Genomic DNA, 10,215 nt, shown 5'->3' with positions numbered 1-10,215 from the left:
CTATCTCTTTTATTAGTTGCTCACGTAAATTGGCCGGAAGATGGCTGCGCTTGTCATCTCGCACTACCCGTAATATCTCCTCGTTTTCCTTTTTCATACACCTTTTTTAGTGTATAGTTTTTTCCGGACGAGTCACCTTTTATCAGAACCAATCCAAAACTATATGCAGCTTCTTGGATCAATGACTTACAGCGTTTATAGACGAGCTATCCAACGCTCTTATAAATGCAACTATTTCCTTTTTTTCTTTTGGAGAGAGGTGTAAGTGATCCGAAGCCAGCGTTTGGTTTGGCACTCTCAGTCCCATACCTGCGCCGCCGCCCTGGTCATAAAAGTCAACGACCTCTTCCAGGGTTTTATATATGCCGTTGTGCATGTAAGGAGCTGTTTTAGCTGCATTACGTACCGTTGTTACCTTAAAAGCATGCCGGTTAAAATCCTGTGGCTGGATGGTAAACAAGCCGGGATCCGGATCGATGACCTTAGCGTTTTTGCTTTTTGGAACACCGATAACTTCGGCCTCCATCTGTACATATCTTGGTGGAAGGGTACTGTTAAATAAAGGGAGATAATGGCAGGTGGAACATTTGGCTTTGCCCATAAATAGGTTAAAGCCATTGACCTCAGTTTGGGTAAGCGATTTTTGATCACCACGCATGTAGGCATCAAAGCGGCTGTTGAGCAAGGTAAGGCTACGTATATAACTGGCCAGCGCGTTCATGATCTCTGCGGTATCTATAGCAGCCCTGTTTTTAACCGGAAAAGCATCAGCAAACAAATCGCGATAGGTTTTATCCTGCCAGAGCTTTTGTGTCGAAAGCTTCATATCGCCGTGCATTTCGTCGGGGTTGGCTACTACGTCATTCACCTGGTCTTCCAGGGAAGCCGCACGCAGGTCATAGAATTGCGCGGGTTGCAGTGCTGCATTGATCAGGGTAGGCGTGTTCCTGAAGATCTTTTTTTTACCGGTGATGTCCAGGTTTTTGATAAGACCGTCGCTGAAAGCCTTATCAGGCTGGTGGCAGGATGCGCAACTGCGGGTCATGGTACCCGACAACCGGGTATCAAAAAAAAGTTTTTTACCCAGGGCTATCTTTTGTGTTGTAGCAGAATCTTCCGGGGCGTTAATGTAGGCATTCCGGTTAAAGGCGTTTTGATCAAATAGGGTTGGGGCATCCTGGTTCAGCAAGCGGTTGTAATGGATATCCGGCAGGTTTAATTGTTTATGCAAACGGGTTAGCTCCATGGTTAACGGGTTGGCATAAACTGTAATAAATGCGGCCCGGTCAAAGCGGTTAAAAGCTGTGGGGTGGGAAAGATATTGTACAGCTCCGCCAAAAAGCCGCGGCAAGCGGTTGTCATCTCCCTGCGTATAGCGGGTAGCAACCTCCTGTACACTACTCAGGGCAGCGGCCGATTCCGCAAAACACTGCCGGGCAAGCGGATTGTCAAAATTATTTAACCCCAACGCCTCCACCCGGAATACTTCCAACTTTGCGGCGTCGAGTATCTGCCAGTCCTGTAAACTGGCATGTTTGAAATGATTTCGGTACTCCTCAGCGTTAACAACAAGAACATCCAGTAATGAGATCAGCACTTTAACGGAAGCCGGTTTGAAACGCGGAAAAAGTAATTCTTCAATAACCTGCAACCCATTTGGCTGGATCACTTGCCCGCTTAGTTCTGTTTCGGGTACCGGAGGCCCGTTAACCTGCCGGGTGGTAAGCGGGTCAAAGTATTCGACCGCCCATTCCAAACGTTTGTAAGCTAAACGCGCTTCCCTGAAGCGTTTTTGCAGGAGCAGCGTATTGTCCGCAGATACTGCATGCCTTAAACGCTGTATGCTTGTCAGAAAACTATCTGATTGCAAAACCAGTTTTTCGCGGATGGTTTCCGATATCGGATCTGCATGGCGACGAAAAGACAGCAGGCCGCAGCCGATGACGACCAGCAGCCCTGCTGTAATTACTTTAAAAGTTGAACGCATGGCTAAGCGGATCGGCATGCTGATCGCGGCTGTTAAGCGGCTTTAATCCCCATCTTTTTTCTATAAAGGCCAGGATGCTCACTGTTTCATAATTGGTATGGTCAACATATCCTTTTTTAGCAAATGGCGAAATGATCAGAGCCGGGATGCGTGAGCCAGGGCCCCATCTATCAATAACTGGTGGAGCAACGTGGTCCCAGAAGCCACCATTCTCATCATAGGTGAGGATGATCACAGTGTTTTTGCTGTTCGGTCCGTTCAGCACTGCGTTGATCAGTTTTACCGCATGACTTTCCCCGCTTGTAACGGTGGACTCGCCCGGGTGCTCATTTTCAAGCCCTATCGGTTTAACAAAAGAAACGGCAGGCAATGTGCCTTTTTTTGCTGCTTCCAGAAATTCGGTTTCATCTCTCAGGTGTTTTTTCCTTTCAGCTGTGCCTTCTGCATAACGGGTAAAATAAGCAAAGGGCTGATGGTGATAGGTGAATGTTGGATCGGGCTTTCCAGCCACGGCATCGTTCCATCCGCCCGAATACCAGGCCCAGGATAGTCCCTTATCCGATAAACGGTCGCCTATAGTTGGCCCGTTTTGGTTAGGCACCAGCGTTGCTGGATTTGCGCCTTTAGGGTGAAGGTTTACCGAGTTGGATGTATTAACGGCGTATCCATCGGGTGTTACCGCACCATCTTTGATCAGTTTGCCTGACGCGTCCAGTTGGGCTTTAATGGTTGCCGGCGCATCTGGAAACAGGGGCGTGGCTGCTGCAATAAGCCATTGGTGATTAAGGAAGGACCCGCCAAAAGCACTATGGAAAAAGTGATCACAAAGGGTATATTTCTTTGCCAGTTCATATAAAGGCAGGTTAGCCGTGTTATAATATCCCATGGTAAGGCCTTTGGTGTAGTTGTACAGTGCAAACTTGTTCATCTTTCCGCCGTTTATCTGCAATTGTTCCAGGTAAAAGGCATGGGTCACATCCGGGCTTACCTGATCGGCAGCTACGTACTGTTCAATGTTGAAATAAGTGTTGGGCAGATTAGTAGGAAAAACACTGCTTCGGGGTACCGGCGGCAGCGTGGTATAAGGTTTTCCTTCAGCATCCAACTGGATAATGTTTTCCTTTTTTGCATCAGCCAGGCCGTCGGCCCCTTTGAACTGTCCCCACAGGTTATCAAAACTGTGGTTTTCCATGTAAATAACAACCACGTGCTGTACCTGGTTAATGCCTTGGTTTTCAGGAAAACGAAATGCCGAAATACCCAGGCACGTTATAGCGGCTAAAGCTGCCGGGACAAAAAAGTACCTGTTGTTTAAAAATCTTTTTTTCATTTGGTTTTAATGCTGATTTGGATTATTGTTTTTGTGCGTGTAGGGGAATTTGTTTGTTGATATAGTTCATGCCCTGCTGAAAAGTAGGCATCCAGATCTTTTTCTTTTGTGTTTCGAGGTAGCGGATCAGTTCCCGGTGAGCTTGGGACGATATGGTGATATAATCGCCGCCAACACCATGGATCATCAGGATACCCACGCCGCCGCTTTGCTGTACTTTTTTTACAAAAGCTATCAGCTGTGCGCCGGTCTCGCCACCTTCTAACCCATAGGATGGAACACGGAATGGATCAAGGTGAACAAAATCGGTAACGAAAGCGCTGGAATCTCCGCCCGCCCGGGCATATTTGACCAGGGTATACTTTCGCAGGGAATCCACATAGTCTTTGCCGCCTACAGTGGTTTCGGCACAGGGATAAGCAAAAGTCCTTTTGGTTCTGCCATCTACCGCATAAAGGAACCTGTCCATAACCTCTATCTCACGGATGATCTGGTAAGCAGTATAATGATCTGATGGAACGGGATTGTCATCAGTACCCGCGCAGGGGTGAAAAACGGTATGGTTGCCCAGTTCAACCCCATTTTTACTTAGGGCCCGCCATTGTGGTATGGATATGCTGTCAATATCACTGGTAAGGAAAAAGGTGGCCGTTAACTTTGCCGTTTTTAACTGCGGAACAGCCACTTTCAGCTGCGAGGGCAAAGCATCATCGTAAGTGAGGATAATGGCAGACTTTTTATCACCCGGCCATTTAACCCGCTGTTGCGCTTGTGCTGCCATAACGACTATCAAAAAGGGAATAATGAAAATAATTTTCATAGGATACAGAACATTAAAAAAAGGTGATGTAAACAGATGGCTAATAACAAAATTAATAGCCGAAAGTTCGGGATACGGGCGGTCGTGATAAAAGCCACGATACCCGAAGATAGGAGAACATAATGCTCAGATACGAAAACAGGATAATAAGCTATACCTGTGACTGACGGGGCTGATAAGCAGCATTTTTGCCGTGATGGTAGCAAAAGTTGTTAAGCGGCTAACCGGAGATTGTAATAATTTACGGAAATCAAAACCAGGCAACCGCTTTACCGGCATCTTGAAACTGTATCCCCGGCCCTGAACCGCTAAAGTAGCTTTATCATGCCATTCAAAATGATCGTCTTTCTTCTTTATTAGCCGCTGCAAAAGGGAAGCCTTAACCGGGGTTTTACCAGCCTGGCTATAGCCCGAAAGTTGATAAACCAGGTATGGCCGTACCAGGAGCATAATCACCCCGATAGCGAATATCCATATGTTTACCGTTTTTCTGCTCATTCAAAATAGATGCCCGTAAAGAACCTCACAATATTAAGGTAAGTTACCCAAAAAACAAACAGCTATTCTGCTATGATTAAATCGAAGATGAAAACAATGAACGTCGTTACCTGAACTTCGGATAGCAGAGCAAATGTGTTGCATGATAATAGTTACATGTTATAGTTTTGACCTGATGAAATATGGCCGAATAATATCGTGGTCGGTCATTTTGCGCTTTACAATGAACTCTGATAGAGGTTGTTTGAATTTGATTGTTTTTTAATGTAGAGACACATTACATGCGTCTCCCGCGCGCAATTTTCGACGAAATTAGAAGCCTTTTGAATCGGCCTGTCCGCCGGGAGACGCATGTGATGCGTCTCTACAAAAAACTTTCCATTCGTTTTTAAACAGCTTCTTATAGAGGTAATGTTATTGATATGATGAACAACATGCCTGGTACTCTTCTCAGCACATTGGTATAAAGGTTTTTTCTCAGCTGTACAATATACTTCACACATCTCACTATGGCATTTAAACATCTGATAAATTGATTATTTTTAGCCTCCCAAACCTATGACCCCATGTTTAATGTTAAAGCTGCCGTAAGTAAATTTGAATCAGTATTTGAACCTGCTTTGCTGGCCGAGCTGGAAACAAACTCCATGCTGATGACGGTAAAAGGCGGCGATACCATGCTTAACCCGGGACAAACCATACGGGCTGTGCCACTGTTGCTTAGCGGTACTTTTAAAGTAAGCCGTGTAAACGATGAAGGCCAGAAAATACTGCTATATTATGTAAAGGAAGGCGAAAGCTGCGCGATGACATTTACCTGCTGCATGATGTCGCATTTTAGTGTGATCCGCGGAACCGCCGAAGAGGACAGCGAACTGCTTTGTGTGCCTATGGATGTTATGGACGGATGGATGGTAAAATACCCAACCTGGAAGCGTTTTGTGATGCAAACGATATTAAACCGCTTCACCGAAATCCTAAAGAGTATTGATGATATAGCCTTTAAAAAGCTGGATGACCGCCTGGTTAATTATCTCAAGGAAAAAGCAAAGGCAACCGGTTCTTCGCTCATTAATCTCACCCATCAGCAAATTGGTGACGACCTGGGCACCAGCAGGGTGGTTGTATCCCGTTTGCTTAAAAAGCTCGAAATAGATAATAAATTACTCCTTTACTATAACCAGGTTAAATTACTGAGCGAATTGTAACTTTTGTTACAGCGGTTTGTATCTTTTGTTACAAAATATACCCTGTTGTCTGTTGCATCTTTGTTATGTCAAAAGCAACAGACCATGAAAACTCAAGCTCTCCAAACCACTGTAAGTTTTAATATAAAACCACTAACAGGATTTAGAATCTCTGGTGGTTATTGTATGCGTATGCTGGAAAAACTTATCCGTTTTATTGGCTCTGTAAACCTTGCGACCTGTAAAGACGATCAATTTATTTTTTAACCATTTTAACCAATAAACATCATGAGTATCAGATTAAACGACACCGCTCCCGATTTTCAGGCAGAAACTACCGAAGGTACTATCAATTTTCACAATTGGATAGGAAACGGCTGGGCAATCCTTTTTTCGCATCCTAAAGATTTTACCCCTGTTTGCACTACCGAGCTGGGCTACATGGCTAAACTTGCTCCCGAATTTCAGCAACGTAACTGCAAGGTAATAGGTTTAAGTGTTGACCCCGTAGGGCGTCATGCCGAGTGGGCAAAAGACATAGAGGAGACGCAGGGATATGCTGTAAACTATCCTATGATAGGTGATCCTGACCTGGCCATTGCAAAGTTATATGACATGTTACCGGCTGATGAACCCGGAACTTCAGAAGGCCGTACCGCCGCTACTAACCAAACCGTACGCTCAGTATTTATTATCGGCCCCGATAAAAAAATTAAGCTGATGCTTACTTATCCAATGGCAACCGGTCGCAATTTTGATGAGATACTGCGGGTGCTGGATTCATTGCAGTTAACAGCCGGCTACAAAGTGGCCACCCCGGTAAATTGGAAAAATGGCGAAGATGTGATCATCGTTCCGGCAGTATCCGACGAGGAAGCAAAAGAAAAATATCCCAACGGCTGGAAAACCGTTAAACCTTACCTACGTATTGTAGCTCAGCCGGGTGAAACAATTATGAATTAATTTTATCGAAAAGGGGGTAATATGTTCCTTTGATCAGGCGCACATCCTGTTGGATTTGCGCCTGATTTTTATCTGAGCAGTTTAATTTAATGATCGGTATTCAATAGGAGAGTACCCAACGCGCTGCTTAAACAAGCGCGTAAAGTGCTGCGGATATTTAAACCCTAATCCATAAGCTATCTCGCTCAGCGATTTACTGGTATCAAATATTTTTTCCTTGGCCACATCTATCACTTTCGACTGGATATACTCCTGGGCTGATTTTCCGGTTTCCTTTTTGATCAGGTCGCCGAAGTAATTGGCTGATAGGTTTAACTGATCGGCACAATAACCTACCGAAGGTAAACCTATGGTAAGCGGTTTGTCCGAATCCCAGTAGCTATCCAACAAATTTTCAAACCGTTCCAGCACACCTTTATGAACAAGGTCGCGGGTAATGAACTGGCGGTCGTAAAACCGTACGCAATAGTTCAGGAACAGCTCAATGTTGCTTACAATTAAGGTTTTGCTGTGTTTATCGATAGCGTGGTCAAGCTCAAACCTGATCTTCGCAAAGCAATCTGCAATGATCTTGCGTTCACTTTCGGATAAATGGAGCGCTTCGTGCACATCGTACGAAAAAAATGTATAGTCCTGGATATGACGGCCAAGTGAAGTGCCCCGGATCAAATCGGGATGAAAAACGAGTGCAACTCCCTTGGGCTTGTAATATTCGCCATTGTCTTCCTGGCCTATTACCTGTCCGGGGCCTACAAACACCAGCGAACCTTCTTCGTAGTCATAGTAATTACAGCCGTACTTCAGGTCGCCGCATTTGATCTCCTTTAGAAACACTGTGTAAAAGCCGTAATTGATGCGGCGGTTCAACCGTGTATCCGCTTTTGACAGGTCAACAATATTAACCAGCGGATGCAGCGTTTCATGATTATTGAGCGCGTTGAACTGACCTATGGTGTCTACCCGGATGATGCTTTCCATTGCTATTTCTCTTTTAACTATATCAAAGTTAAGCCTTCTGTTACGGTTTACCTTATGTTACCACCCTAATCAGTGATATTGGTAAGTAATACAGTAATTGGTATAACAGTTGCTTAAAAAATACACCTCACCTTTGTATTGTTAAATCAATAACGATCTGTTTAAACCATTAAATATATGAAAACAAGAAAATTAGGTAACAGCGGCCTGGAAGTGTCTGAACTGGGATTAGGCTGCATGGGTTTAAGTTTTGGCTATGGCCCTGCAACCGATTTAAAAGACGCTACCAAACTACTTCATGCCGCTGTTGAAAAGGGTGTTACCTTTTTTGACACCGCAGAAGCTTATGGCCCTTTTACGAACGAAGAACTTTTGGGGGATGCACTTGCACCTTACCGCGATAAACTGGTTATTGCTACTAAATTCGGTTTTAAGGATGGAAAACCGGGGGATGGAATGGATAGCCGGCCCGAACGTATCCGTAAGGTAGCCGAAGCATCGCTGAAAAGATTAAAGACCGATCGCATCGACCTGTTCTACCAACACCGGGTTGATCCTAATGTGCCGATAGAAGATGTAGCAGGAACGGTTAAGGAACTGATACAGGAAGGTAAAGTAAAACACTTTGGTATGTCGGAAGCTGGTGTGCAGTCGATCCGTAAGGCACATGCAGTTCAGCCTGTGGCGGCTTTGCAAAGTGAGTATTCCTTATGGTGGCGCGAACCTGAGCAGGAGATAATTCCAACGCTTGAGGAGTTAGGTATTGGCTTTGTGCCTTTCAGTCCGCTGGGAAAAGGCTTCCTTACTGGTGCTATCAATGAAAACACTTCGTTTGATAAAACAGATTTCCGCAACATCGTACCACGTTTTGCACCTGATGCAAGAGCCGCTAACCAGGCAATGGTTGATCTGCTTACGAGGATAGCCAATGAAAAGCAAGCTACCCCAGCACAGATAGCGTTAGCCTGGCTGCTGGCGCAGAAACCATGGATAGTGCCTATCCCCGGAACCACCAAATTACACCGGCTGGAAGAAAACCTTGGCGCTGTAGATATTACATTATCCGCACATGAGCTTAGCCAGATTGAAGAAGCAGCTTCACAAATTAAGATAGAAGGTGCACGTTACCCTGAACATTTACAAAAAAGGGTGGGAAAATAATTACAGACAATTGCCGACATACTGATCCAATAGCTTTATCATGAAATTATATTTTTTGATCGGGATGGCTTTGTTTGCTTTCGGAGCACATGCACAATCGCCGGATGAAACTAAAGTATTGAAATTATCTGCCGATATCTTTCGGTGGGAGGTGGATAACAAGATCGATTCATTGGATAATGCTTTTTACGAAAAGTTTGTTGTGATAAGCAGTAAAGGTGTGCGCCAACCTAAAAAACAATACCTCACCACTTTAAAAAGTGGAAATTTTACCCATAACAGCGTCGTTGTTTCCGAAAGCAATGCTGTTGTTGCCGATAATACGGCGGTAGTAACCGGTAAGGGCATGTTTACAGTTACGGTTAACGGGCAAAAAAATGAGTTGCAGCTCTCCTTTATTGAAGTTTTTTCAAGACCAAATTCAAGATCAGGGTGGAAGGTTTTGGCCTTGCAGGCTAATCATTTACAAAATTGATCCCTGATAATCTATTACTATGAATACTAAAAATCAAAATCAAAATCAAATTTTTCCCCGGGGCGATCAGGCCCCTGCCGACTATTTCACCGGCACAGCCTGGGTTAAGATCCTGGTACCTAAAGATGAAACCGGAACCTATAGCATAGGCAACGTCGTTTTTGAAGCGGGCTGCCGCAATAACTGGCATACCCATGCCCACGGACAGATTTTACTTGTTACCGATGGCCAAGGCTTTTACCAGGAAAGGGGTGAAGCTGCAAGGCCGCTTGCAAAAGGTGATGTGGTTGTGATATCCTCAAATGTTGAACATTGGCATGGTGCAGCACATGACAGTAGCTTTACCCATATTGTGATCACCAATAATTCGGCCGAGGGGCCTGTTAAATGGTTAGACAGGGTTACCGATGAGCAATATAACAGCCTGAAAACAGAAAGCGCTGCACAGCTCAGCATTCAACTAACTGAGGCTGCCATCAGGAACCACGAGGAGTTATTGCCCAACCACGAATCGAAGCTACAGAAAACAGATCCGGAGTTTATAGCGCTGTTTGACAATTTTGCCTTTGACGAGGTAATAGCTCATGACGATTTTGATGTAAAAACGCGCGTTACCATGATCCTCGCATCTACTATTGGCTGTAATGCTTTAACCGAATACAAAGTAATGGTTGGCGGCGCGCTAAATGTCGGCATAACACCTGTAACCATTAAGGAAGTCTTATACCAGGCTGTGCCTTACGTTGGCGTTGCTAAGGCATTGGATTTTCTTTTTGCTACCAACGAGGTTTTGCGGGAACGTGGCATCGCCCTGCC

Annotated in this window: 11 protein-coding genes; 6 read left to right on the top strand and 5 right to left on the bottom strand. The window is 44.8% G+C overall.

The features are described 5' to 3' along the window. Nucleotides 1–178: 178 nt before the first annotated feature. The 4 genes from VF500_RS23485 to VF500_RS23470 all read right to left on the bottom strand — a co-directional run bounded on the left by VF500_RS23485 (nucleotide 179) and on the right by VF500_RS23470 (nucleotide 4,635). Nucleotides 179–2,005 carry a cytochrome c peroxidase gene (locus tag VF500_RS23485; RefSeq protein ID WP_330862004.1) on the bottom strand — a complete coding sequence of 609 codons (1,827 nt, stop codon included), beginning with the start codon at nucleotides 2,003–2,005 and terminating at the stop codon, nucleotides 179–181. Beyond that, complete coding sequence (locus VF500_RS23480) at nucleotides 1,971–3,317, bottom strand: alkaline phosphatase family protein (protein WP_330862003.1); 1,347 nt, start codon at nucleotides 3,315–3,317, stop codon at nucleotides 1,971–1,973. Before VF500_RS23480 ends, VF500_RS23485 begins: the two co-directional genes overlap by 35 nt. A 22-nt stretch (nucleotides 3,318–3,339) precedes the next feature. After that, nucleotides 3,340–4,137: a polysaccharide deacetylase family protein gene (locus VF500_RS23475; RefSeq protein WP_330862002.1), complete on the bottom strand. Its 798-nt coding sequence runs from the start codon at nucleotides 4,135–4,137 to the stop codon at nucleotides 3,340–3,342. Between the two features lie 126 nt (nucleotides 4,138–4,263). Then, nucleotides 4,264–4,635, bottom strand: a complete 372-nt coding sequence (locus VF500_RS23470; RefSeq protein ID WP_330862001.1) for a hypothetical protein — start codon at nucleotides 4,633–4,635, stop codon at nucleotides 4,264–4,266. 566 nt (nucleotides 4,636–5,201) lie between these two features. Here VF500_RS23470 and VF500_RS23465 point away from each other — a divergent pair. The 3 genes from VF500_RS23465 to VF500_RS23455 all read left to right on the top strand — a co-directional run bounded on the left by VF500_RS23465 (nucleotide 5,202) and on the right by VF500_RS23455 (nucleotide 6,785). Further along, the gene (locus VF500_RS23465) at nucleotides 5,202–5,843 is read left to right on the top strand and encodes a Crp/Fnr family transcriptional regulator (protein WP_330862000.1); all 642 of its coding nucleotides are present in this window, start codon (nucleotides 5,202–5,204) and stop codon (nucleotides 5,841–5,843) included. Nucleotides 5,844–5,927: 84 nt separating this feature from the next. Next, entirely contained in the window at nucleotides 5,928–6,089 is a 162-nt protein-coding gene (locus VF500_RS23460) for a hypothetical protein (protein ID WP_330861999.1), read from the top strand. A 21-nt stretch (nucleotides 6,090–6,110) separates the two neighbouring features. Then, on the top strand, nucleotides 6,111–6,785 hold the full coding sequence (locus tag VF500_RS23455) for a peroxiredoxin (protein WP_330861998.1): 675 nt from the start codon (nucleotides 6,111–6,113) through the stop codon (nucleotides 6,783–6,785). A gap of 81 nt (nucleotides 6,786–6,866) precedes the next feature. Here the strand turns inward: VF500_RS23455 and VF500_RS23450 are convergent, their stop codons facing one another. Beyond that, a complete protein-coding gene (locus tag VF500_RS23450) occupies nucleotides 6,867–7,763 on the bottom strand; it encodes a helix-turn-helix domain-containing protein (RefSeq protein ID WP_330861997.1) in 897 nt (298 codons plus the stop codon). Nucleotides 7,764–7,940: 177 nt separating this feature from the next. On the opposite strand from VF500_RS23450, the gene VF500_RS23445 reads away from it, so the two are divergent. The 3 genes from VF500_RS23445 to VF500_RS23435 all read left to right on the top strand — a co-directional run. Next, on the top strand, nucleotides 7,941–8,924 hold the full coding sequence (locus tag VF500_RS23445; protein WP_330861996.1) for an aldo/keto reductase: 984 nt from the start codon (nucleotides 7,941–7,943) through the stop codon (nucleotides 8,922–8,924). Between the two features lie 40 nt (nucleotides 8,925–8,964). Next, nucleotides 8,965–9,399, top strand: coding sequence for a nuclear transport factor 2 family protein (locus tag VF500_RS23440; protein ID WP_330861995.1), 435 nt, complete (start codon nucleotides 8,965–8,967; stop codon nucleotides 9,397–9,399). 19 nt (nucleotides 9,400–9,418) lie between these two features. Further along, a partial coding sequence (locus VF500_RS23435) for a cupin domain-containing carboxymuconolactone decarboxylase family protein (RefSeq protein WP_330861994.1) occupies nucleotides 9,419–10,215 on the top strand: 797 nt, incomplete at its 3' end.

It is taken from the genome of Mucilaginibacter sp. (assembly GCF_036383575.1).
Lineage (GTDB): Bacteria > Bacteroidota > Bacteroidia > Sphingobacteriales > Sphingobacteriaceae > Mucilaginibacter.
The sequence above is the reverse complement of the archived record's forward strand: the minus strand, read 5'-3'. Positions and strand labels throughout refer to the sequence as shown.

Bases quoted from the DNA above. Each gene is read 5' to 3' on its own strand.
- VF500_RS23485 (WP_330862004.1), bottom strand. From the start codon at position 2,005: ATGCCGATCCGCTTAGCCATGCGTTCAACTTTTAAAGTAATTACAGCA.
- VF500_RS23465 (WP_330862000.1), top strand. From the start codon at position 5,202: ATGTTTAATGTTAAAGCTGCCGTAAGTAAATTTGAATCAGTATTTGAA.
- VF500_RS23440 (WP_330861995.1), top strand. From the start codon at position 8,965: ATGAAATTATATTTTTTGATCGGGATGGCTTTGTTTGCTTTCGGAGCA.
- VF500_RS23445 (WP_330861996.1), top strand. From the start codon at position 7,941: ATGAAAACAAGAAAATTAGGTAACAGCGGCCTGGAAGTGTCTGAACTG.
- VF500_RS23475 (WP_330862002.1), bottom strand. From the start codon at position 4,137: ATGAAAATTATTTTCATTATTCCCTTTTTGATAGTCGTTATGGCAGCA.
- VF500_RS23470 (WP_330862001.1), bottom strand. From the start codon at position 4,635: ATGAGCAGAAAAACGGTAAACATATGGATATTCGCTATCGGGGTGATT.
- VF500_RS23455 (WP_330861998.1), top strand. From the start codon at position 6,111: ATGAGTATCAGATTAAACGACACCGCTCCCGATTTTCAGGCAGAAACT.
- VF500_RS23480 (WP_330862003.1), bottom strand. From the start codon at position 3,317: ATGAAAAAAAGATTTTTAAACAACAGGTACTTTTTTGTCCCGGCAGCT.
- VF500_RS23450 (WP_330861997.1), bottom strand. From the start codon at position 7,763: ATGGAAAGCATCATCCGGGTAGACACCATAGGTCAGTTCAACGCGCTC.
- VF500_RS23460 (WP_330861999.1), top strand. From the start codon at position 5,928: ATGAAAACTCAAGCTCTCCAAACCACTGTAAGTTTTAATATAAAACCA.